20 protein-coding genes are annotated in these 23,629 nt (G+C 28.6%); 5 read left to right on the top strand and 15 right to left on the bottom strand.

Annotation, left to right across the window (positions count from 1 at the left end):
• Positions 1-18: 18 nt before the first annotated feature.
• From rsmG to DYA59_RS03450, 6 genes are all read right to left on the bottom strand, one after another.
• Entirely contained in the window at positions 19-720 is a 702-nt protein-coding gene (gene rsmG, locus DYA59_RS03475) for a 16S rRNA (guanine(527)-N(7))-methyltransferase RsmG (RefSeq protein WP_115269426.1), read from the bottom strand.
• Between the two features lies 1 nt (position 721).
• Entirely contained in the window at positions 722-2,605 is a 1,884-nt protein-coding gene (gene mnmG, locus DYA59_RS03470) for a tRNA uridine-5-carboxymethylaminomethyl(34) synthesis enzyme MnmG (protein WP_115269412.1), read from the bottom strand.
• Between the two features lie 15 nt (positions 2,606-2,620).
• Positions 2,621-3,277: a potassium channel family protein gene (locus tag DYA59_RS03465; RefSeq protein ID WP_115269410.1), complete on the bottom strand. Its 657-nt coding sequence runs from the start codon at positions 3,275-3,277 to the stop codon at positions 2,621-2,623.
• A 23-nt stretch (positions 3,278-3,300) separates the two neighbouring features.
• The gene (locus DYA59_RS03460; RefSeq protein WP_115269408.1) at positions 3,301-4,635 is read right to left on the bottom strand and encodes a TrkH family potassium uptake protein; all 1,335 of its coding nucleotides are present in this window, start codon (positions 4,633-4,635) and stop codon (positions 3,301-3,303) included.
• 206 nt (positions 4,636-4,841) lie between these two features.
• Complete coding sequence (locus DYA59_RS03455; RefSeq protein ID WP_115269406.1) at positions 4,842-6,206, bottom strand: MATE family efflux transporter; 1,365 nt, start codon at positions 6,204-6,206, stop codon at positions 4,842-4,844.
• Between the two features lie 31 nt (positions 6,207-6,237).
• Positions 6,238-6,672 carry a MarR family winged helix-turn-helix transcriptional regulator gene (locus DYA59_RS03450; RefSeq protein WP_115269404.1) on the bottom strand — a complete coding sequence of 145 codons (435 nt, stop codon included), beginning with the start codon at positions 6,670-6,672 and terminating at the stop codon, positions 6,238-6,240.
• Positions 6,673-6,893: 221 nt separating this feature from the next.
• Between DYA59_RS03450 and katG the strand changes: the two genes are divergently transcribed.
• A complete protein-coding gene (katG, locus tag DYA59_RS03445) occupies positions 6,894-9,062 on the top strand; it encodes a catalase/peroxidase HPI (protein ID WP_115269402.1) in 2,169 nt (722 codons plus the stop codon).
• 261 nt (positions 9,063-9,323) lie between these two features.
• Here katG and DYA59_RS03440 read toward each other — a convergent pair whose 3' ends face one another.
• From DYA59_RS03440 to udk, 3 genes are read right to left on the bottom strand one after another with little or no spacing between them, the layout of a single operon-like run.
• A complete protein-coding gene (locus DYA59_RS03440) occupies positions 9,324-10,565 on the bottom strand; it encodes an aminopeptidase (RefSeq protein ID WP_115269400.1) in 1,242 nt (413 codons plus the stop codon).
• An 11-nt stretch (positions 10,566-10,576) separates the two neighbouring features.
• Positions 10,577-11,218: an esterase/lipase family protein gene (locus tag DYA59_RS03435; protein WP_115269398.1), complete on the bottom strand. Its 642-nt coding sequence runs from the start codon at positions 11,216-11,218 to the stop codon at positions 10,577-10,579.
• Between the two features lie 27 nt (positions 11,219-11,245).
• Complete coding sequence (udk, locus tag DYA59_RS03430) at positions 11,246-11,872, bottom strand: uridine kinase (RefSeq protein ID WP_115269396.1); 627 nt, start codon at positions 11,870-11,872, stop codon at positions 11,246-11,248.
• 146 nt (positions 11,873-12,018) lie between these two features.
• Here udk and DYA59_RS03425 point away from each other — a divergent pair, with 146 nt between their 5' ends.
• Both DYA59_RS03425 and DYA59_RS03420 read left to right on the top strand, forming a co-directional pair.
• Complete coding sequence (locus DYA59_RS03425) at positions 12,019-14,769, top strand: M16 family metallopeptidase (protein ID WP_115269394.1); 2,751 nt, start codon at positions 12,019-12,021, stop codon at positions 14,767-14,769.
• Between the two features lie 36 nt (positions 14,770-14,805).
• The gene (locus DYA59_RS03420; RefSeq protein ID WP_115269392.1) at positions 14,806-15,135 is read left to right on the top strand and encodes a DUF1904 domain-containing protein; all 330 of its coding nucleotides are present in this window, start codon (positions 14,806-14,808) and stop codon (positions 15,133-15,135) included.
• Between the two features lie 40 nt (positions 15,136-15,175).
• On the opposite strand, the gene DYA59_RS03415 is transcribed toward DYA59_RS03420, so the two are convergent.
• The 3 genes from DYA59_RS03415 to rsmB all read right to left on the bottom strand — a co-directional run bounded on the left by DYA59_RS03415 (position 15,176) and on the right by rsmB (position 17,634).
• On the bottom strand, positions 15,176-15,601 hold the full coding sequence (locus DYA59_RS03415) for a DUF6173 family protein (RefSeq protein WP_172606945.1): 426 nt from the start codon (positions 15,599-15,601) through the stop codon (positions 15,176-15,178).
• An 84-nt stretch (positions 15,602-15,685) separates the two neighbouring features.
• A complete protein-coding gene (locus tag DYA59_RS03410) occupies positions 15,686-16,321 on the bottom strand; it encodes an O-methyltransferase (protein ID WP_115269390.1) in 636 nt (211 codons plus the stop codon).
• A 2-nt stretch (positions 16,322-16,323) separates the two neighbouring features.
• Positions 16,324-17,634, bottom strand: coding sequence for a 16S rRNA (cytosine(967)-C(5))-methyltransferase RsmB (gene rsmB, locus DYA59_RS03405; protein ID WP_115269388.1), 1,311 nt, complete (start codon positions 17,632-17,634; stop codon positions 16,324-16,326).
• Positions 17,635-17,791: 157 nt separating this feature from the next.
• Between rsmB and mgtE the strand changes: the two genes are divergently transcribed.
• The gene (gene mgtE, locus DYA59_RS03400; protein WP_147368831.1) at positions 17,792-19,126 is read left to right on the top strand and encodes a magnesium transporter; all 1,335 of its coding nucleotides are present in this window, start codon (positions 17,792-17,794) and stop codon (positions 19,124-19,126) included.
• Between the two features lie 301 nt (positions 19,127-19,427).
• Positions 19,428-20,450: a LacI family DNA-binding transcriptional regulator gene (locus DYA59_RS03395; RefSeq protein WP_115269383.1), complete on the top strand. Its 1,023-nt coding sequence runs from the start codon at positions 19,428-19,430 to the stop codon at positions 20,448-20,450.
• A gap of 124 nt (positions 20,451-20,574) precedes the next feature.
• Here the strand turns inward: DYA59_RS03395 and DYA59_RS03390 are convergent, their stop codons facing one another.
• From DYA59_RS03390 to rplI, 3 genes are read right to left on the bottom strand one after another with little or no spacing between them, the layout of a single operon-like run.
• The gene (locus tag DYA59_RS03390; protein ID WP_115269381.1) at positions 20,575-21,795 is read right to left on the bottom strand and encodes a peptidase U32 family protein; all 1,221 of its coding nucleotides are present in this window, start codon (positions 21,793-21,795) and stop codon (positions 20,575-20,577) included.
• Positions 21,796-21,815: 20 nt separating this feature from the next.
• Positions 21,816-23,156 (bottom strand): replicative DNA helicase, encoded by a 1,341-nt coding sequence (gene dnaB / locus DYA59_RS03385; protein WP_115269379.1) that lies wholly within the window; start codon positions 23,154-23,156, stop codon positions 21,816-21,818.
• Between the two features lie 17 nt (positions 23,157-23,173).
• Positions 23,174-23,623, bottom strand: coding sequence for a 50S ribosomal protein L9 (gene rplI / locus DYA59_RS03380; RefSeq protein ID WP_115269378.1), 450 nt, complete (start codon positions 23,621-23,623; stop codon positions 23,174-23,176).
• Between the last annotated feature and the right edge of the window lie 6 nt (positions 23,624-23,629).

Genomic DNA, 23,629 nt, shown 5'->3' with positions numbered 1-23,629 from the left:
TTCCTCTCTCCTTTTCTCCTATAGAGGTCTTTTTAAAGGTATCCCTGCTCTTCTTGGATACTTCCTATCTGTTACTAATTTTTTCTCTATCTTTATTATAACTCTAGGGTCTTTTGAAAAAGGTAACTCAAAATTAAATATACTAACAATCTCCGATTTTAAAATTTTCAAAGCATTTTCAGCCTCAACTTCCTCTCCAGTTCCTTCCATTTTTTGCGAAAGAAAAACGCCTCCTACTTTTAAAAATGGCACTATATATTCTAAAATTGTATTAAGTTTTGAAACGCCTCTACAAAACCCTATGTCATAACTTTCCCTTTTTTTGTCAGATATATAATCTTCAGCTCTTGAAGTAACTATTTCAACATTCTCAAGATTTAGTTCTTCTTTCACCATCTGTAAAAATTTTGTTTTTTTTCCTATTGAATCCATTAATGTAAAATTTATATCTTTATTAAAAATAGCCAAAACTATACCAGGAAATCCAGCTCCAGTTCCTATATCAATAGCGGTTTTTATATCTTGCTTTAAGAGATTTTGAAGAAGTAATGAGTCTATAAAGTGTTTCTCTATTATTGATTCTTTATCCCTCATAGCAGTCAAATTCGTATGTGTATTATACTCTAATAACATTGAAAGATATTTTAAAAGATCATCTAATTTCTTATCTGTATATTCTACACCTATAACATTTAAACCTGATGTTAAAAGCTCTCTCACTTTACTTCCCCCTTGCTCTTAAATATATTAATAATACTTGTATATCAGCAGGTGAAACCCCAGATATTCTTGAAGCTTGTCCTATATTAAGTGGCTTTGCAGCCTTTAACTTGTCTTTGGCTTCTTTAGGTATATTTTCCAGACTATCATAATCTAAATCAACTGGAATCTTTTTACTTTCTAAATTTTTATGCTTTTCTATCATTTTCATAGATCTTTCAATATATCCAGAATATTTTACCTGTACCTCTACCTGATATTCAGTATCCCTAGGATAATCTCTCAACTTCATCTCCCCAAGCTCAGAAATATATTTTATATCTTGAAAAGTAACTGTAGGTCTTCTAAGTAACTCAAAATATGTTACTCCATCTTTTAGTAAAGCTTCTCCTCTTTTTACTAACACTTCATTCACTCTAGAATTACTTGGTCCCACATAATAAGTTGCTAATTTAACTTTTATCTCTTCTACATCTTTTTCTTTTTGTTGTACCCTTTTATACTCATCTTCTGATAATAAGCCTATCTCATAGCCTATCTTAGAAAGTCTTAAATCTGCATTATCTTCTCTTAATAATAGCCTATACTCACTTCTAGCTGTAAACATTCTATAAGGTTCATTCGTTCCCTTTGTTACTAAATCATCTATTAAAGTTCCTATATATGAGTCTGCTCTATCTAATATTAAAGGATCCTTTCCTTGTAATTTCCTTACAGCATTAATTCCTGCTATAAGCCCCTGAGCTGCCGCTTCTTCATATCCAGAAGTTCCATTTATTTGTCCAGCTAAAAAAAGATTTTCTACTGTTCTACTCTCTAAAGAATATTTTATTTCTTGAGGTGGAATATAATCATATTCAATTGCATAAGCATATCTCATTATATGAGCATCTTCTAGTCCAGAAATATTTTTTAAGAGACCTTCTTGTACATCAGTAGGTAAAGACGAAGATAAGCCTCCTAAATATATCTCATTAGTTTCTTTTCCTTCTCTTTCTAAAAATAGATGATGCTGATTTTTATCCTCATATCTAAAAACTTTATCTTCTATTGATGGGCAATATCTAGGGCCTGTTCCTTGTATTATTCCATTAAACATAGGGGATCTATGCTTATTATTTTTTATAATATTATGAACAGCTTCATTAGTATATGCTATATAGCAAGAAATCTGTTCTCTATTCTTTATTTCTTCATCCTTTGTCCTATTAGAGAATTTTAGTAATTCTTTATCTCCAGGCTGTTCTTCTACTTTTGTAAAGTCTATACTTCTACCATCAACTCTAGCTGGAGTACCTGTTTTAAATCTTCCCAATTTAATTCCTGCTCTTTCTAAAGATAGTGGTAAATCATCAGAAGAGAGCTCCCCCATTCTTCCTCCACTAAAATGATTTTCTCCTATATGAATAAGTCCTCTCATAAAAGTACCTGTAGCTAGTATAACTATCTTTGATCTATACTCTACTCCCTCTCTAATTTTGATTCCATTCACTTTACCATTTTCTATTACAAGATCTGTTACCATTCCTTGGATGACATTTAAATTAGGACAATTTTCTAAAGTTTTTTTCATTTCTTTAGCATATTTTACTTTATCTGCTTGTGCTCTTAAAGCTCTTACAGCTGGTCCTTTTTTAGTATTTAAAACTCTAATTTGTACAAAAGTTTTATCTATATTTCTTCCCATCTCTCCGCCAAGTGCATCTATTTCTTTTACTAGATGGGACTTTGCAGGACCGCCTATAGATGGATTACAAGACATTACTCCTATATTATCTAAAGTAATAGTAAAAATAGCTGTTTTAGCTCCCATTCTAGCTGAACTGAGTGCTGCTTCACAGCCAGCATGGCCAGCTCCAACTACAATGACATCAAAATTATGCATTTTATCCTCCTAAAGTTATTTTAAATTTTCAAAAAAATCAGCCGTTTTACTATCTGTAATTACTAAAAGTACATCTCCTTTTTCTATCACAGTAGTTGGTAATGGATTAGGATTAAAACTCTGATCTTCTTTTTTTATCCCTACTACATTTGAATTATAGTTTTTTCTAATATCTAATTCAATTATACTTTTATTCCAAAAAACAGATGGTGCTTTTACCTCTAGTAATAAAAAATCTGCAGAAAATCTTAAGTGTTCTACTAGATTTGGCTCCATAGCTAATTGTGCTACTCTTCGTCCCATATATTCCTCAGGATAAATCACTTTATTTGCACCTATTTTTGCTAAAACTTTTCCGTGACTTTTACTTACTGCCTTAGCTATTATTTTTTTCACTCCTAATTCCTTTAAATTAAGAGTTATTAGTATACTAGGCTCTATATCCCCAACGCACACAAAGGCTATATCATAATTTCCTATACCCAATTCTTTTAAGCTTTTTAAATCAGTTGAGTCTAATCTTATAGCATTATCTACTATATTTTCATTGATACAATCTTGTACCTTTTCCTCATCTATATCAATAGCTAGTATTTCTTCATTTGATTCATAAAGGGTTTGAGCTACACTAGTTCCAAATCTTCCTAAACCTACAACCAAATATTGTTTCATTTTTTCTCTCCTCATTTTACACTTTATCCTACTAATATATTCTCCTTTGGATACTTTGAAATAACTTTTTTCTTAGTTTCACCAATCGCTAGTGCAAATGTCAATGGTCCTAATCTTCCTATAAACATAGTTATAATTATGAGAAGTTTCGATATTACACTCAATTGTGGAGTAATACCTAGGGTAAGTCCCACTGTACCAAATGCAGATATGACTTCGAAAACTACCTGCTCCATAGAAAAATCATCCAATACTAATATACACATAATTATAAAAGCTACATATGTAATTGCTATTACTAGAATAGCTAATGCTCTATTTAATATCTCCCAATCTATTCTTCTTTTAAATACCTCAATATTTTCTTTTTTCTTAGCAATTCCTATAACATAGAACATAATTACACCAAATGTGGTTGTCTTAATTCCACCACCTGTAGAACCTGGTGAAGCTCCAATAAACATCAAAATACAACTAATAAATATAGTAGCTTCTCTTAGATTTCCTAGAGGAACCGTATTAAATCCTGCTGTACGTAAAGTTACACTTTGAAAGTATGAAGCTAAAATCTTTTGAAAAAAATTCATGTTTCCTATTGTAGTAGGATTAGAAAATTCTAATATAAAAAATAGTAACATTCCAATAAATGTCAAAATTATAGATACTAAAATTGCCATTTTAGAAGTTAAATTAAATCTATCTATTCCATTTCTTACTACTACAATAAAAGAGGTAATTACAGCAAAGCCTATTCCACCTAAAGTTATCAAATAACCTATAGTCAAATTCACCACAATATTTGAAGCAAAATTTTCTAAATTATTAGAAAAAAGTGCAAATCCGGCATTACAAAAAGCTGATATTGAATGAAAAATTCCAAAGTATATAGATTTTCCTAAAGGCATTTTCTGCATAAATTGTGTAGTCAATATAATAGCTCCTATTGTTTCTATTGAAAGTACTATAAGCAATAATTTTTTTATAAATTCTGCAATTTCTCCACTATTGTCAGCATTTCTTTCTTCTTTAAGTAATTCTCTTTCATAAAAAGTCATTTTTTTTCCAGTAGCTAAAAATATTATTGATGAAAATGTCATTACTCCTAATCCACCTAACTGTATGAAAAATATTATTATAGTAGTTCCAATAGATGAAAATACAGTAGCTGTATCTACAACTGTAAGTCCTGTTACACATATGGCTGAAACAATTGTAAATAATGAAGATAAAAAGCTCAATTTTTCTCCTTCATTGAGAGAAAATGGCATCATAAGTAGAAACGTTCCTATCAATATCGCAACTAAAAATCCTAAAATCAATTTTCTTGATGGGGAAAGTTTCTTTATATATTCTTTCATTATATTTGATCTCCCTTTTTCTTAATACTCACTTATCCTAAACATTATACATTATTATCTTAAATTTTACAACTTTTAGTTTAATCATAATTTTTTAATACTTTTGTAAAAAAGAAAAGAGATCATTGCAATTCAAATTCTTGCAATAATCTCTTTTTCTATAATCACTCCACATTAAAATAAAAATTTATTTAGATACATAATAGCTAACTCTCTACTTTTTCTTGCAACTTTTTTAAATGTTTTAATTCTATCTTAATAAATATGAACGTTAATACCGTAGCTATAAAATCTGACGTAGGACCAGCATACCATACTCCTTTTACTCCGAATAATTTAGACATTATTAAAATACAAGGAATAAGAACTATTATTTGCCTTGTAAGACTAACAAAAAAACTCATTTTTGGCTTTCCTATAGCTTGAAAATAAATAGAAGAAATTATTTGAAATCCAACTATTGGCAGCATAAAAGTTTGTATTTTCAGTCCTATTGTAGCTATTTTTACTAGTTCTTTTTCTTGAGTAAATATATTAATAAAATACTTCGATAAAAATTGAATAGCTAAGAAATCTACAATACATAAGGCTGTAGCTGCAAAAATAGCTTTAAACAAAGCTTCTCTTACTCTTAAGTAAAGCTTAGCTCCATAATTATATCCTAATATTGGTTGCAATCCTTGATTTATACCAAAAATCGGCATAGCTATAAATGTTATTACTGCTTGAACTATCGCCATAGCTCCTATCCCAGAATCTCCACCATAAATTTTTAATGTACTATTATATGTATAATTTACTACACTAGCTCCTATTTGAATTGCAAAAGGAGCACTCCCTAATGAGATTATACTCTTAATTTTATTTAGATTTAATTTGAAATTTTTTCTATATAATTTCATTCCACTAAATTTTGAATAAAAATAATAAATGGCCCAAATTCCAGAAATATATTGAGAAATAATAGTTGCCCATGCTGCTCCTCTTACTCCCATTTTAAAATAAAATATAAATATTGGATCTAGTACTATATTTGTTATTGCTCCTATAAGTAAAGTAACCATGGCCATCTTAGGATTTCCATCTGAACGAATACAAGCATTAGCTACATACCCTACTACAGCAGCAGGAAATCCAAAAGCTAGGATTCTCAGATACTGAATAGCATATATACCTGTTCTTTCACTTCCACCTAGAATATTAACCAACCATTCAACCTTCCATAAAACTATTAACATCAATATTAAAGATATTATTAGCCCAAAAAAAATAGCTACACTCAAAAATTTCTCTGCTTCATCCTTTTTTTTCCTTCCTAAATTTAGAGAAACATTTGTTGCAGAACCAAGCCCTATTAATATAGAAAATCCAAATACAAAAATTACGATTGGAAAAGTTATCCCTACTCCAGCTATTGCTATATGACCTACTTTTTCAATATTTCCTATATAAATTCTATCTACGATGTTGTATAAAGCGTTTACTAACATTCCTATTATTGCTGGTAGTGAAAACTGTATCAATAGTTTAGTAATTTTTTCAGTTCCCATAAGTTGATGTTTTTGCTCCATTTGATCCTCTCCTTGAAAATACTAAAATATTCTAAAAATTCTTTACTAATTTTTCCATTATAAAAAATAAATTATCTATTTCTTCTTTCGTTAATATACTTTCTACCTTTCTTTGAAAAAGTCCAGCTACTTGAAAAACTGTTTCTATTATCTCTTCCGCTCTTTCTTCTAATTCAAGAAAAGTTATTCTTCTATCTTTTCTACAAACACTCTTTTTTACATATTTTAACTTTTCTAACTTTTTAACTAATGTAGTTACTGTAGACTTATCTTTACTTATCATTTCACTTATTTCTTTCATTGAAACCCTTTTATATACACTCAATATAATAATAATCCTTATATGTGAATGTCCTAAGTTTTTTATTCCTTTTTTCTTTAAAAGTATCTCTACATAAGCTCCTCCCATGTGATGAGCTCTACTAATATAACTTAAAAGTGTATTTCTTATTTTTATATCCTCCATTACATCACCCTATTTATAGTTTAGCACAAAAATAGTTTTATATCAAACTATTTTTGTGCTAGTTGAATTAACTTTATCTTCAAAAGTTAATTCATATATATTTTCAAAATCAAAATAAATGATAATAAAAGTATTTTATATTGATAATATATATTTTTATTTATTTTAAAATGATAGTATAATTGTTACAATTACAAATTCGAATAGAAAGGTGGGATTTTATGGAAAATTCAAAATCTAAAAAAGTTTTTATAGCAGAAAAAGGAACATCTAATTCTGACTGGTGGCCTAATTCATTAAACTTAAAAATATTAAGTCAACATTCAGAAAAAGTTTCTCCATTTGGAAAAGAATTCAATTATAAAAAAGAATTTCTTTCTCTAGACTTAGATGCTATAAAAGAAGATTTAAAAAAATTAATGACAGATTCTCAAGATTGGTGGCCTGCTGACTATGGACATTACGGACCTCTTTTTATCAGAATGGCTTGGCATAGTGCTGGAACTTATAGAATTGCTGATGGACGTGGTGGAGCAAACACAGGAAATCAAAGATTTGCTCCACTTAATAGCTGGCCAGATAACGCTAATTTAGATAAAGCTAGGAGATTGCTTTGGCCAATTAAACAAAAATATGGAAATAAAATTTCATGGGCTGACTTAATGATATTAGCTGGGAATTGTGCTCTTGAATCTATGGGCTTTGAAACTTACGGTTTTGCTGGTGGAAGAGAAGATATATGGGAGCCTGAAGAAGATACGTACTGGGGTAGTGAAAAAAAATGGCTTGATGAAAGTCGTTACGAAGATGGAAAACTTGAAAATCCTTTAGCTGCTGTACAAATGGGACTTATCTACGTTAACCCTGAAGGTCCAGCTGGGCAACCTTCTGCTGTTGGCTCTGGAAAAGATATAAGGGAAACCTTCAAAAATATGGGAATGGACGATGAAGAAACTGTAGCTTTAATAGCAGGTGGGCATACTTTTGGTAAATGTCATGGTGCTGGTCCAGCAACTGAAGTTGGTCCTGATCCAGAAGCAGCTCCTATAGAAGAAGTTGGACTTGGTTGGAAAAACTCATTTAAAAGTGGAAAGGCTGCAGATACAATTACTAGTGGAATAGAAGGAGCATGGACACCTACACCTACTAAATGGGATTACACTTACTTTGAAATGATGTTCAAATATGACTGGGATTTAACTAAAAGTCCTGCTGGTGCATGGCAATGGATACCTACAGATCCTGAAGCTCAAAACTTAGTTCCTTCTGCTTTTGATAAAGAGAAAAGATATGCACCTATAATGACTACTGCAGATTTAGCCCTTCGTATGGATTCAAAATTTGGAGTTATTTCTAAAAAATTTCATAACAATCCTACTTTATTTAAGGAAACTTTTGCTAAAGCATGGTTCAAACTTACTCATAGAGATATGGGACCAAAAAGCCGTTATTTAGGTAAAGAAGTGCCTAAAGAGGATTTTATATGGCAAGACCCTATTCCTAAAAGTAACTCTCCTATCATCAACGAAAAAGACATAGAACTTTTAAAAGAAATGATCTTAAAAGCAAATATTCCTGTAAGAGAACTTGTCAAAACAGCATGGGCTTCTGCCTCAACTTTCAGAAAAAGTGATTTTAGAGGGGGGGCTAATGGTGCAAGAATAAATCTTCTACCTCAAAAAAATTGGAATGTAAATGAGCCTTTAGTTCTTGCTAAAATTCTTAAAATTTATGAGAATATTAAAGAAGAATTCAATAAAACTTCTGAAAGAAAGGTTTCTCTTGCTGATTTAATAATTTTAGCTGGAAATCTTGGAGTAGAACAAGCTGCAAAAGCTAATGGTTTTGATATAAAAGTTGAATTCAAAGCTGGTAGAATGGATACAACTCAAGAGTTTACTGATATTTCTTCTTTTGAAGTTCTTGAACCTATATATGATCCTTTTAGAAATTATTTAAAACATAAATTTGATGTTCCAGCTGAAAAATTAATGCTAGATAAAGCTCAACTATTAGGACTAACAGCACCTGAAATGACTGTTTTAATAGGTGGATTAAGAAGTATCAATATTAATCATTCTAGTAGTCAAAATATTGGAATTTTGACAGATAAACCTGGAGTTTTATCTAATGATTTTTTTATAAATATCCTAGATATGAATACAGTATGGGAAAAAATTAATGATAATCTTTTTATAGGAAAAGATAGAAAAACGGGAATAGAAAAATGGACTTGTAGTAGAGTTGATTTAATTTATGCATCTAACTCACAACTTAGAGCTCTATCTGAAATTTACGCTTCATCAGATTCAAAAATTAAATTTATTACTGATTTTGTTTCTGCATGGAATAAGGTAATGAACTCTGACAGATTTGACTTAGATATTTAACTAAAAACTTTTGGCAATAAATATAGAGTATAACTTTCTATAGAACTACTAAGCTATCAAAACCATATCTCCTCTTTTTTAAGAAATTTGATAGCAAATCAATATTATAACTATAGATAGTTTATTTTTCTTAAATATTATAATAAAATCTGTTTAAGTTAAAATTTAGAAAATTTAAATAATTTAAGAGTAACTTTTATTCAAAGAACAAAAGCTACTCTTATTTTTTACTATATCAAAAATAAATTTATTGATTTAAAGTTAAGATAAAGTTGGATCAAATAAAAAATTTCCATTCTTCATGAGGATAATTTCCTTTCCATCAACATCTACCCCAATAATTTCCATATCACTTGTTCCTATCATAAAATCCTCATGAATAAGAGAATTATTAACTCCTCTAGCTTTTAACTCTTGTTCAGATTGCTCATTTGAGTTTTCTATACAAATTGGATAGGCAGATCCTAGTGCTAAATGGCAAGAAGCATTTTCATCAAAAAGAGTATTATAAAAAATCTTCTCTGATTTAGATATAGGAGAATCATATTCTACTAAAGCTACTTCCCCTAAATATCGAGCTCCTTCATCCATATCTAAGAGATTACCTAAGATCTCTTTTCCTATCTTAGCAGAATATTCCACTATCTTCCCATCTTTAAATATGAAAGAAAAATCATCAATTATATTTCCAGCATATATAAATGGTTTACTACTAACTACAGTTCCATTTACTTTTTCTCTATGTGGCATAGTAAAAATCTCTTCTGTTGGAATATTAGCTACAAAATCTATTCCAGCCTTAGATTTTTCTCCTCCACTTATCCATCTATGTCCCTCAGGTAAACCTATCTCAAGATTGGTTCCAAAAGAGTTTTTATAAATAAGTTTTTTAAATTTTTTATTATTTAAATAATCTATTCTTCTTTTTAACCTATTTAAATGTTTTTCCCATTCTAATATAGGGTTCTCTTTATCAGCTCTTACTATTTTTAAAATAAGTTTCCACATTTCTAAAATAGCAGCTTCTTCTTCTAACTCTGGAAAAATTTTTTTTGCCCAAGCCTTTGTTGGTACAGATATCACACACCACTGATTACTATTCCCCATCATTTCATTATAATGCTCTTTTAGTGCTAAACTTCTAACTTTTTGATATCTAGCAACTCTTTCTTTATCTACATCTTTTAATATATCTGGATCTGATGAATACACACTTATAAAAGCTGCTCCTTTCTTTCTATAATATTCAATAGATTCTCTTTGCCAATCTGGAAAAATATCAAATATCTCTTCTTTTCCATAAAGATATCTATATTTTGTACATACTTCATCACTCCAGTGAATTACCACTTCACTAGCTCCTAACTCGTATGCTTTTTCAGCTAATTTTCTACTAAAATCATAAGTTTCTACTGGAGAATTAATTATTAAAATCTGTCCTTTTTGAATATTAATTCCTTTTCTAATAGCAAGTTCTACATAATTTTCAATCTGTTTATCCATAGTTGTCCTCCTTACTCTATTCTAAATACACCTTTAGCAATAAAATTATTTATATATTTTGCTGTTCCCATTTTTTTATGAATCTCATTATGAACAAGTGGGATTTTAAGTATTTCTTTAGCTCCTTCATATATACATTCCCTAAAATTTACAACGCCATCACTCTCTTCTCCTAACCATCTAGAAAAAACTCCACATGGCTCTGTTCCTATTATTACTCCCACTTCAATGGATTCATCTAATTTAAAAGAGCTCTTTTTACTCAATATACGTAAAGGTTTAAAAATATTATCTAAAATAGGAAAAATTCTTTTTAATCTTCTATGAATCACTGAATCTTTGAGTGGAGCAGAAATAAGAATAATTTTATCTACTATTCCTTTTACCTCAACATCTCTTAAAGTTCTCTCTATAAGTTTTCCTCCTAATCCATATCCAATTAAAATTATCTCTTCCTTTTCATTGAGTCCACCATATTTTAAATCTAAAAGAAACTCTTTTAGCATATTTTCAGAAAACTTTATATCTGGAAAAGTCAAAGGAAAATTTAAATTTTCAACTCTATACCCAAGTAATTCAAGATTTTCCTGAAGAGGTTTCATATCTCTATAGCTTTTATTAAAACCATGTATTAAAACTATTCTAAAACTCATTTAATACCCCCTTCCTTTTTAATTTATCTATTTTTCTTGATTTAAATATCTTTTTAATGTACTAACTACCATGTCAATAGCTATCTTATTTTCTCCACCTCTAGGAATAATTATGTCAGCATAACGTTTACTAGATTCACAAAACTCTAAAAACATAGGTTTTACAGTAGTAAGATACTGATTTTTTATCGATGCAAAACTTCTCCCTCTTTCATTCATGTCTCTTTCTATTCTTCTAAGTATCATTTCATCAGCATCTGTATCAACAAATATTTTCATATCAAATAATTCTCTTATTTCTGGTACAGCAAAAATCAATATTCCTTCTACAATAACTATTTTAGATGGATTTATCTTTATTACTCCTTCTTTTCTTGAATGAGTTGTAAAATCGTATATAGGTCTATCAATAGCTCTTTTATTTTTCAAAGAAATTAAATGCTCTTTTAAAAGTTCAAACTCTATTGAATCAGGATGATCGAAATTGACCGTAGCTCTCTCCTCAAAGCTCATATTTACAAGTTCTCTATAATAAGCATCTTGTTCAACTAAAACAGCATCTTCAGCTCTAAATGTTTTTACTAAGTTGTTTGCAACAGTTGTCTTTCCACTTCCACTTCCACCTGCTACACCAACTAAAATACAATCTTTCATACTTTTATTTCCTCCCAATACCTATCTACTTTCTCTATTAAAATTATTATAACATATTATCTAAAAAAATAAAATAAACATGGTATTTTAGAAAAAAATATAGTAAAATAAACTAGATATTTTAAACTATACTAAAGGAGGTTAGAATGAAATTCCTAAAAAAAATGAAATTTTTGTTTTTACTTTTAATTTTCTCTGTTACCCTATTTGCTCAAAAATTACAAAATAGTGAAAATCTAATAAGTGGAAAATTACAAAATGGAATACACTACTATATCTATAAAAATAAAAAACCTGAAAACAAGGCTATACTCAATCTCGTAGTTAAAACTGGCTCTCTTATGGAAGATGATAAAGAGCAAGGAATAGCTCATTTTTTAGAACACATGGCTTTCAATGGAACCACTAAGTTTGAAAAAAATGAAATGATTAAATATCTTCAATCTATTGGTCTAAATTTTGGCGCAGATTTAAATGCCTATACATCTTTTGATAGAACTGTATATAAACTACTTGTACCTACTAGTCCAAAAGAGTTAGAAGATGGAATAGAAGTTTTAAGAGAATGGTCTACTGAAATCACACTAGATTCTGAAGAAATAGAAAGTGAGAAAAAAATTGTGATTGAAGAATGGAGACTTAGACAAGGTTTAACTCAAAGGCTTGGAGATGTTCAAAAAAAAGCTTTATTTGAAGGTTCAAGATACTATGATAGATTTCCTATAGGACTTCCAAAAATAATAAATGGAGCCGACCAAGACTTAGTAAAACGTTTTTATGAAAAATGGTATCAACCAGAAAATATATCTATTATAGCTGTTGGTGACTTTGATACTAATCAAGTAGAAGCTTATATCCATAAGTATTTTAACTATTCTACGACTAAAAAAGCTGAAGTACCAAAGGAATATGAGCTTAAAGATTTAAAAAATAAGTATATAACTTTTTCAGACGATGAAATAACATATAATATGTTTTCAATTACTAAAATTTTAGATAGAAATATTGTAAAAGATGAAAGTTCTATGAAAAAATATATAATAGATCAACTTCTTTTTAATATACTTAATACAAGACTTGCTAATCTACAAAAAAATGGAGATACTCCTTTTCTACAGTCACTTGTATATAAGTATGATATTAGTAATTCTAGAGATATTCTTACTTCTGCAACTATTATAAAACAAGATCGATTAGAAGAAGGAATAACTCTTTTTAACCAATTTTTTAATTCATCATTAAAAAATGGTATCAATAATTTTGAATTAGAACTTGAAAAAGAAAATTTAATCAATAGCTATAAGAACATGTTAGCAAATAAAGATAGTATCACTCATGATACTTATGCTGATTCTTTAGTAGAATATGTAATGTCTAAAGAAAGTTTTATGGATATTGAACAAGAATTCTCTATCTATTCAAAACTTATAAACAAAATCACTACAAAAGATTTAGAAAAAAGATTAAAAAAAATCTTTAAAAAAAATTCACTCTATTTTTTAACAACTAATACAAAACAGAATAAAATTAATGATGAAGAATTAGAAAAACTTATAAAAAATAGTAAAAAAATGGAAGAAAACTTTGATTTTTCTCTTAAACCTGTAGTGCTTCCACCACTTAAAGTAAATGAAGGAGAATTTATAAAAGAAAAAAATGATAATTATACTCTTTCTAATGGAATAAAAGTTTATACAAAAAAAACTGACTTTGATAATGATAAAATATACATTAAATTTTTTAAAAAAGAAGGAAATTCTAATGATGATTTTTCTTCATTCATAAACTCATCTGTAGCAACTTCAATAATTGAAGAATCTGGTGCTAGTATCTTAGAACCAAAAGATGTAGAAACTTTTATGAAAGGAAAGAACTTTTCTCTTTCTTCATATATCAATGACTATGAACAAGGATTTTTAATTACAACAGATAGAAAAAATTATGAAATAGCTCTAGAATATATGAATTATCTAATTTATGAACCAAAAGTTGACCCTACAATTCTTAATAATACTATTGCAGAGTTAAAAGAAAGTATAACTAATAGAAATAACTCTCCAAAAACTTTATACAATGATGAAATTAATAAAATTTATAGTGGAAATAATCCCAGAAGAGTTCCTCTTTCATTAAGAGATATCGAATTGATTACTTCTGAAAAAATCTTAACTGAATATAAAAATAAATTTAATAATTTTTCTAAATATAATTTAATAATAGTTGGATCTTTTGATCAAAATAACTTAGAAAAAAGCCTAAAAAAATACTTTGCATCTTTACCTGGGGCTGAGGATACAACAAAAGTAAAGTCATTAAATTTAAATATTCCAAAAGGAATTGTAAAAAAAGATGTAGTAAAAGGTATAGATAAAAAAGCTACAGTTACTCTTATTTTCCCTTATAACTCTCAATATGGATATGAAGAAAAAACTCTTTATAATGGTTTTTCTGAAATTTTAGATATTGCGCTTATAGAAGATATTAGAGAAAAGATTGGAGGTGTTTACTCTATCTCTTCTAGAATTTCACTTTCTCCTAATAATTATGGAGAGGATAAAATGGTAATTTACTATAGCTGTGATATCCCTAGAATTGATGAGATTAAAGAGGCTATCTTTCAAACATTAGAAAGATTACTTTATAAAAATATTGATATAGAAAAAATTAATAGTGTTATAAAAAATTATGAACTATCATATGAGACAGAGTTAAAGAAAAATAGCTTTTGGTTTAACTATTTATATCAAGATATAACTATTCCTAACTATAAATTAGCTACTCCTAGTGAATATAAAGAACTTATGACTGAAAAAAATCTACAAAAAGTAGCAAGAGATGCTATTAATCTTAAAAATTATATAGATGTTACACTAATACCTGAAAAAACAGAGTTATAATTAATTCATTTATAAAAAAACATAAGGAGGAATAATATGCCACATTTAAAAATTAGAGGAATACCTAAACAGCCAATTATTGAAAATAGTAAGGAACTTATAGATGGACTTACTGAAATCGTAAAATGTGACAGAACTTGGTTTACTATTGAGCATATTGATACTGAATATATTTTTGATGGAAGGATTGTAGAGGGGTATACTTTTGTTGAACTATTCTGGTTTGAAAGAACTCCAGAAGTTAAAAAACAAGTTGCTGACTTCATTACAAAATTTATTAAAAAAATCAATGGAAACAAAGATTGTTGTGTAATTTTCTTTCCACTTCAAGGAGAAAACTACTGCGACAATGGAAAGTTTTTCTAAGACTATACTTAAGGGGGAGCTTCTATAACTCCCCCTTTAATTATTTACTCTCTTCAATTTTCTCCTCTATCTTATCTAAGGTCGGAAGAGCAAAACCAATACGTCTAGCTGGTTTATCCTTATCTATCTTTTCTACTGAAGTAATTAAAAAATTAAGTTGGCTCATATGTTGGATAAGCTGAGCTGGTTGTCCATCTACAAAACCATAAAAATAAAGCATATCAGGATTTTGATATCCCATAGTAACTACATACATAATAACAGCTGATCCAAATGAAGCTAATTTTATAGCTACTTCATGATCATCATCTAAGTCTTCTTCAAAATCTTTGACCTGTTCTATTAACTTTTCAAATTTCCAATCCGCCATATTATAATCTCTTGGTAAATTTACTGGAAAATTTTCTATTTGCTCAAGTACTTCCTTTCTCAATTTTTTTCTTACTAACATTTTTGGTTTACCCATAACTATCACCTTACTTTGTATAATCCTAGTTTGTTAGTATGAGTATACCTCATAAAAAAGATTTTAGCAATTTTCTTAAAACATTTATTTTTTTCTAAATAACCCTATTCCATCTCCAAAAGGAAGAAGTACAAACTCTCCTCCATCTCTTGAATATAGATACTCAATAAACTCATTTAGCCTTCTTACTATTGTTTTAAATCTCTTCGGATACTCTTTATATAGATATCCTCTAAACATAATATTATCAATAAATATTATTCCATCTTTATTTAACAATTTATATGAATCTTCAAAAAATTCCATATAGTGTCCCTTAGAAGCATCAATAAAGACAAAATCAAATTTTTCATCTATTTTTTTAATCTCTTCTACTGCATCTCCTTTTATAGATACAATATTATTTAATCCAGACTTTTTAAAATTCTCTTGAGCTAAATTATATCTTGCTTCATCTATCTCTATTGTATAAAGCTTTCCATCATTTTTTTCTATCTCTTTAGCCATTAATATTCCTGAATAACCAATAGCTGTTCCTACTTCTAATATATTTTTTATCCCATTACTTTTTACTATAAATTTAAGATATTCAGCTACCTCTTTAGTAACTATTGGAACATTATACTCATTAGCATATTTTTCCATCTCAAGTATTAATTCATCATTCTCTTTTATCTTGCTTATTATATATTCATTTGCTTCTTTTAATTCTTCTAACATAACTATCCTTTCTCTTTATTTTTTTTAAGTTTTACTATATAAAATCCATCTAAAATATCCTCTTTATAATCCACAGTAAACCCACCTACATTATCATAGCTTCCATTTACATTTTCAGGAATATACAGCTCTACTGTTTTAAAGTTTGGATATTTTTCTAAAAACTTTTTAATATTTTCTCCATTCTCCTCTTTTAAAATAGTACAAGTACTATACACCAATTCTCCATTATCTTTTAAAACTTGAGAAGCTGATTCTAAAATTTCAAACTGAAGTTTAGCTAACTCCTCTACATTTTCAGAATTTTTATTGTAGATAGCCTCTGGTTTTTTTCTAAGTACACCATAACCACTACATGGAGCATCTACTAATATCTTATCAAATTTTTTTCCTTGCTCCTTTAATTTTCTAGCGTCCATCTTTACAGTTCTAACAATATCTACACCACATTTATGACAGTTTTCTTCTATTAATTTTAATTTATGTGGATATATGTCTAGAGCTAATAGTTCTCCTCTATTCTCCATAAGCTCTCCAAGTACAGCAGTCTTTCCACCTGGAGCACTACAAGTATCTAATACTGACTCATCAGGTTTTGGATTTAAATTTCTAGCTGATAGATATGATGAGGCATCTTGTACTATTATTTTTCCATCTCTAAATTCATCACTATACAATAATATTCCAGAATCTACATAGTATACACTATCCACTTTTTTTATTATGTCAATTTTTTTCTCCTGTAATAGTTTCTCAAACTCTTCACAGCTATATTTTAATTTATTAACTCTAAAACTGATATAGGGAGTTTTTTTTAGAGATTGTAAAAATAACTCTCCCTCCTCTTCCCCATACTCAGAAACAAGTTTATTATAAAACCATTCTGGATATGAAAGATATATATAATTTTTCCCACTTTCTTTTAGCTCTTTGACATCTTCTTGCCATTCTCTCTGATAGCTTCTTAATACTCCATTGATAAATTTCCCAACTGGAACACTAAATTTTTTCTTAGCAAGCTCTGTGGCTTCCCAGATAACTCCTTTATCATCACTATTCATAAAGCTTATTTGATACATAGATATTCTCAAAATATTTCTTATCCAATCTTTTTTTATAGTAGTAGTTCTTTTGTCTATCTCATAGTCAAGAAATATTTTATTTCTAATCACTCCATAAAAAAGCTCAGTTATAAAACCCCTTTCTTTTTTAGAGAGATTATTATCTCTAAAATATTCATTTAAGACTATATTAGAATATTTTCCATTTTCTACCTCTTTAATTAAGTTAATAACTCTAGCTTTTATATTCATCTTTAGCCTCCTAATCTTTCATACAAAAATATTATACAATATTTATCAAATCTTTTGTAGTAATATAGAATTTTTATTTGCCTTTTTCCAATTAAAATGGTAATCTATATAGAGAGAAATTTTATTATATGGAGGTTTTTTTTATATGGAGGTTCCATTGGAAGATATTTATCATTTATTAGAGAGCAATCAACTTAATAAGTTAAGAGAGATACTTGTTGATTTACAACCTGTTGATATAGCAGAATTATTTGAAGAGATGAGTAAAGAGCAAAGTCTAAAGCTTTTCAGAATTTTGCCTAAAAATTTATCAGCAGATGTCTTTTCCTATCTTTCCTCTGATAAACAGCAAGAGATCATTGAAAATATAACAGATGAAGAAATTCGTAATATTGTTAATGATATGTTTATTGATGATACTGTCGATTTTATTGAGGAGATGCCAGCAAATATCGTAGATAAAATCTTACAAAATACTCCTTCTGATATAAGAAACTTAATCAATCAATTTCTTAGATATCCAGAAAATAGCGCTGGTAGTGTTATGACTGTTGAATATCTTTCTTTAAAAAATGATATGAACATAGGACAGGCACTTCATTCTATCAAAAGATTCGGAATTGATAATGAAACTATAGATATTTGCTATATAATAGATAATCAAAGAAAACTTGTAGGATATATCTCTCTTAAAAAATTAATTTTTTTAGATGATGATGTGCCTCTCATAGAAGCTATGGAGACGAATTTTGTAAGTTCTCATACTACTGATGACCAAGAAAATATTGCTTCAAATTTTAGAAAATATGATTTAACATCCATGCCTGTTGTAGATAATGAAGACAGACTTGTTGGTATTATTACAATAGACGATGTAGTGGATGTAATCGACCAAGAAAATACTGAAGATATGCAAAAGATGGCTGCTATGGTTCCATCCGATGAAGAATATCTAAAAGAGTCTGTTTTTTCTTTAGTCAAACAAAGAATTACGTGGCTTCTAATTCTTATGATACTTGCTACCTTTACTGGTATAATAGTTAGGACTTACGAAGAAGTTTTAAGATCAACTATTGTTTTAATCTCTTTTATTCCTATGCTTATGTCAACTGGTGGAAATGCTGGCTCACAAGCGTCTATGTTAATAACTCGTGGAATAGCTTTAAAAGAAATAGAGTTATCAGATATTTGGGAAATTTTTTCAAAAGAATTAAGAGTTAGTATAATAATAGGGACAGTTCTTTCAATAGTTAATTTTTTAATTATTTACTATCTAAGTGATATTAATTTTTCTGTTTCATTTGCTATATCACTCAGTTTATTTATTACAATAATTATTGCTAAAGTTGTAGGTAGTACTCTTCCTATTATTGCTAAAGGACTTAAACTAGACCCTGCTATCATAGCAAGTCCATTTATTACTACTATAATTGATGCTTGTGCTCTAATAGTATTTTTCTTAGTATGTACTCACTATTTACATCTAGCATAAAATTATAATTTCAAATGAGATATTTACAAATAAAATATAAAAATTGAAAAGAATATTAGAGGCTGTTATAATTAATTAAAATAATTCAAGAATGACTTTCGTTCAAAGAATAAAGAGCAAGTATAGATTGGTTCACTAAAAACACAAAACTCGACTTCGTCTTAGACAGTTGTGTTTTTTAATGTTTACTTTCGCTAACTTGCTTTATTTATTCTTATCAATCTTTGCCGTTCTTGATTTTTATTGTATATCTATAAATTTCTTAAATTAAAATTATAATAAATAGAAATAGGAGATATTTATGGCAACACTTAAAGAGATAGCTGAGTTAAGCGATGTTTCAATAACAACTGTATCAAGAATTTTAAACAATGATACTACCTTAAATGTTTCTAATCAAACTAAAGAAAAAGTTATAGAGGTAGCTAATAAATTAAACTATAAAACAATAGGGCAGAGATACAAGGATAGAAAAGCTAAAAAATATAAAATTGGTATAGCTCAAATGTTTGAATTAGAAGAACAGAAAAAAGATATTTACTATATTATGATGAAAAATGTTCTAGAAGAAGTTTGTTTAGAAAAAGGAATAGAAGTTATCTCTCTTTTTAGAAATAAAGATAAAAACTTTATAAAAATCAACAAAAAGAAACTAGATGGAATATTTCCAATAGGAAGATTTACGTTAGAGGAGATAGCTGATTTTGAATCCTATACTAGAAATATTGTTTTTATAGACTCATCTCCTGATGAGTTGACTTATCATAGTATTATTCCTAACTATCAATTAGGGGTAAGAATTGCTTTAAAACATTTTTTAGATAAAGGTCATAAAGATATTGGATTTATTGGAAGTAAATACACCTTTGGAAATACAAAAGAATGGAAAATTGATTCTAGATATGTATATTTCAAAAGCTTTTTAGAAGAAATCAATCTATTTAATGAAAAATATGTTGTAGAGTGCGAGATGACTTCTAAATCTGGATACCATAATATTATGTATTTTTTAAAAAACTCTAAACTTCCAACAGCTTTTTTTATATCTTCAGATGCAATTGCTCCAGGTATATTAAAAGCTTTAGGAGAAAAAGAGATCAAAATTCCAGAAGATATCAGTATTATAACTTTTAACGATACTCCTCTTTCTGAATATACTACTCCTGCTCTTTCATCTATTAGAATTTTTATGCGAGAATATGCTAATGCTGCTTTAAATGTAATGGAAGAACTTTGGGAGGGAGAACATGGAGTAAAAAAAATTATTATGCCCTGTGATTTAATTGAAAGAGAGAGTGTAAAAGATTTAAGAATAGAAAAATAAAGTCAGCAAAAATAAATATTGGAAATACATTTTTTATTAAAAAACTGTATTTTTTAAAATTCTATTCCGCTGACTTTAATTAATTTCTCTTTATAAGTTATTAATTCTTTATATTTCCTTAATTTTAGATTTTCTTTCTAAGCATGTCTAACTCATCTAATCTTTCATTTAATTTTATTTTAACAAAAGAGTTAGGATTAGCAGCTTCTACCTCTCCTACTTCTCTATCTTTATTAATAAGTATCATTTTAGGTAAAACTATCTCTCTTACACTTATACCTGGACTAACTACTTCTAATTTCTCTCCTACTAATAATTTATTTCTAATAGCTAATATGTACTCATTATCTGATAATCTTTTCTCTACCTTAGCTACTAATTGATGTGTTTGGCTATAAGAATTTCTATCATTATAATTTTGTGATTCAACTCCTGCTTTTTCTAAATAAAAACCTTTTGTATAACCTCTATTAGAAGTTGATTCTAATTCCTCTAACCATTTAGGATTATATTTATAATTTCCTGAGTAATAACTATCAATAGCATCTCTATATACTTTTACAGCATTAGCTACATAATAAATTCCCTTCATTCTTCCTTCTATTTTAAGAGAATCTACACCTAAATCTAATATTTTATCTATAATTTCTATTGTACATAAATCTTTTGAATTAAAAATATATGTTCCATGTTCATCTTCATATACAGGCATGTACTCTCCAGGTCTTGTTTCTTCTACAAGATTGTATTTCCATCTACAAGCTTGAGAACAATCACCTCTGTTGGCATCTCTACTAGTCATATAATTACTTAATAAACATCTTCCAGATATAGCCATACACATAGCCCCATGTACAAATACTTCCAATTCTATGTCAGGAACCTTAGCTCTAATCTCTGCTATATTATCTAATGAAATCTCCCTAGCTAATACAACTCTTTTAGCTCCTAAATCTTTCCACATTTTTACAGAACGCCAGTTAGTATTGCTTGCCTGTGTACTTACACTAATAGGAATATTTGAGTTTTCTTTAATAATTTGAAAAACTCCAAGATCAGCTACTATTACTCCATCTATGCCTATTTTATCCAAAAATTTTATGTAATCAGGCAATAAATCTAATTCTTGATTATGAGGAATCACATTTAGTGTGAGGTAAACTTTTTTTCCTCTTTCATGTGCATAATTTACAGCATACTCTAGCTCTTCATCAGAAAGATTATTACTTCCAGCTCTTAAATTAAACATTTTTCCACCTAAAAATACTGCATCAGCCCCATAGTGAAGAGCCATTTTAAATTTCTCCATATTACCTACTGGAGCTAATAATTCAACTTTTTTCACTTATACCAATCCTTTCTACTCTATTCAACTCTCGACGTAAAATTTTCAAATTTTGTATATTCATGAAAAAATCTGAGTTTTATAGTTCCCACTGGTCCATTTCTTTGCTTTCCTATAATTACCTCGGTAAGACCTTTATCCTCAGAATCTTCATTATAATAGTCATCTCTATATAAAAACATTACCATATCAGCATCTTGTTCTATTGCTCCAGACTCTCTTAAATCTGATAACATAGGCCTTCTATCTGCTCTTTGTTCAGTTGCTCTTGATAATTGGGATAAAGCTATTATTGGAATATCTAACTCTCTTGCTATCCCTTTTAAAGCTCTTGATATCTCTGATATTTCCTGTTGTCTATTATCACTTTTTCCATTGTTCCCCTTTATTAATTGAAGATAATCTATAATGATCATATCCAATTTACCTGCAGCTTTTAACCTTCTAGCTATAGCTCTTATCTCTAATACATTTACATTAGGTAAATCTGCTATATTTATCTCAGAATTTGAAAGTTTCATACTAGCAAGTCCTAATTTTCCCCAATCGTCTGGATCTAAAAAACCATTTCTTATTTTTTGAAGCCCTATTCCTGCTTCTATTGAAAGAAGCCTTTGTAATAACTGTGAACTAGACATCTCTAAACTAAATAATAACACACCTTTTTTACTTTTCATAGCTGCATTTAAAGCCAAATTTAGGGCAAAAGCCGTCTTCCCCATAGCAGGTCTAGCTGCCAAAATAACTAAGTCAGATGGATGAAAGCCACTTGTCATTTGATCAAAATCTGAAAAGCCAGAAGATATTCCTGTAGCTACACCCTTATTTTGATAAACCTTTTCTAACCTCACAAATTCTTGTGCAATTACATCCTTTAAACTAACTAAATCTTTGGAGTCTACATTTTCTGATATTTTAAATATCATTCCTTCAGCTTTATCTAGAATATTATCTACCTCTTCGTATCCTTCATAGGCAAGTTCAACTATCTTTGTTCCTACTTCACCTAATCTTCTAAGTGTAGCTTTTTCTTTCACAATTTTGGCATATTCTATTATATTAGCTGCAGTTGGTACATCAGATATTATTTCAAAAAATAATTCTTCACCTACTAATTCATCAAATTTTTCACTTTTTTTTAACTTGTTTATTACAACAATAGGATCTATTGCCATCCCACTATTATATACATCTCTCATAGTCTCATATATAAGCTTATGCCCAGTTTTATAAAAGTCGCTAGAACTTAATATTTCAATTACATCTCCAAAAATATCAGGTTTTAAAAATATCCCTCCTAGTACTGATTTCTCTGCTTCTATACTGCTAGGAACCTTTCTTAAATTTTCTACATCTAACATTTTTTCTCCCTAAATAACTATTGAGCTTTAGCTATTATTTTTACCTCAGCTTTAACTTCGGTATGAAGTTTTATAATTGCTATATGCTCTCCTAAACTCTTTATATTACATTCTATTTTCTTTCTATCAATCTTTATTCCAAATGTTTGTTCTAAAGCTACCGCTACCTCTTTATTTGTAATAGTTCCAAATAATTTCCCATTTTCTCCTGTTTTTACTGAAATTTCAACTTTCTTAAGCTCCAATATTTTTTTTAACTCCTGAGCTTTAACTTTTTCTTCTTCATGCCTTTTCTCTTCTTTTTTCTTTTTATTTTCTATTTTTTTTAATTCTTCCGGAGTTGCAAGAATCCCTTTATTATTTTTTATTAAAAAATTATGAGCATATCCATCAGATACCGATACTATATCTCCTTTTCTTCCTTGTCCAGCCACATCTTGCGTAAGTATTACTTGTATTTTAGCCATTTCTTT

The sequence above is a fragment of the Fusobacterium necrogenes genome (assembly GCF_900450765.1).
Lineage (GTDB): Bacteria > Fusobacteriota > Fusobacteriia > Fusobacteriales > Fusobacteriaceae > Fusobacterium_A > Fusobacterium_A necrogenes.
This window is presented reverse-complemented; position numbering and strand designations above follow the sequence as displayed.

What these genes read in the sequence shown, in the direction of transcription:
- mnmG (WP_115269412.1), bottom strand. Translation starts at nt 2,605, where the DNA reads ATGCATAATTTTGATGTCATTGTAGTTGGAGCTGGCCATGCTGGCTGT.
- DYA59_RS03465 (WP_115269410.1), bottom strand. Translation starts at nt 3,277, where the DNA reads ATGAAACAATATTTGGTTGTAGGTTTAGGAAGATTTGGAACTAGTGTA.
- DYA59_RS03460 (WP_115269408.1), bottom strand. Translation starts at nt 4,635, where the DNA reads ATGAAAGAATATATAAAGAAACTTTCCCCATCAAGAAAATTGATTTTA.
- DYA59_RS03455 (WP_115269406.1), bottom strand. Translation starts at nt 6,206, where the DNA reads ATGGAGCAAAAACATCAACTTATGGGAACTGAAAAAATTACTAAACTA.
- DYA59_RS03450 (WP_115269404.1), bottom strand. Translation starts at nt 6,672, where the DNA reads ATGGAGGATATAAAAATAAGAAATACACTTTTAAGTTATATTAGTAGA.
- katG (WP_115269402.1), top strand. Translation starts at nt 6,894, where the DNA reads ATGGAAAATTCAAAATCTAAAAAAGTTTTTATAGCAGAAAAAGGAACA.
- DYA59_RS03440 (WP_115269400.1), bottom strand. Translation starts at nt 10,565, where the DNA reads ATGGATAAACAGATTGAAAATTATGTAGAACTTGCTATTAGAAAAGGA.
- DYA59_RS03435 (WP_115269398.1), bottom strand. Translation starts at nt 11,218, where the DNA reads ATGAGTTTTAGAATAGTTTTAATACATGGTTTTAATAAAAGCTATAGA.
- udk (WP_115269396.1), bottom strand. Translation starts at nt 11,872, where the DNA reads ATGAAAGATTGTATTTTAGTTGGTGTAGCAGGTGGAAGTGGAAGTGGA.
- DYA59_RS03425 (WP_115269394.1), top strand. Translation starts at nt 12,019, where the DNA reads ATGAAATTCCTAAAAAAAATGAAATTTTTGTTTTTACTTTTAATTTTC.
- DYA59_RS03420 (WP_115269392.1), top strand. Translation starts at nt 14,806, where the DNA reads ATGCCACATTTAAAAATTAGAGGAATACCTAAACAGCCAATTATTGAA.
- DYA59_RS03415 (WP_172606945.1), bottom strand. Translation starts at nt 15,601, where the DNA reads ATGGGTAAACCAAAAATGTTAGTAAGAAAAAAATTGAGAAAGGAAGTA.
- DYA59_RS03410 (WP_115269390.1), bottom strand. Translation starts at nt 16,321, where the DNA reads ATGTTAGAAGAATTAAAAGAAGCAAATGAATATATAATAAGCAAGATA.
- rsmB (WP_115269388.1), bottom strand. Translation starts at nt 17,634, where the DNA reads ATGAATATAAAAGCTAGAGTTATTAACTTAATTAAAGAGGTAGAAAAT.
- DYA59_RS03395 (WP_115269383.1), top strand. Translation starts at nt 19,428, where the DNA reads ATGGCAACACTTAAAGAGATAGCTGAGTTAAGCGATGTTTCAATAACA.
- dnaB (WP_115269379.1), bottom strand. Translation starts at nt 23,156, where the DNA reads ATGTTAGATGTAGAAAATTTAAGAAAGGTTCCTAGCAGTATAGAAGCA.
- rplI (WP_115269378.1), bottom strand. Translation starts at nt 23,623, where the DNA reads ATGGCTAAAATACAAGTAATACTTACGCAAGATGTGGCTGGACAAGGA.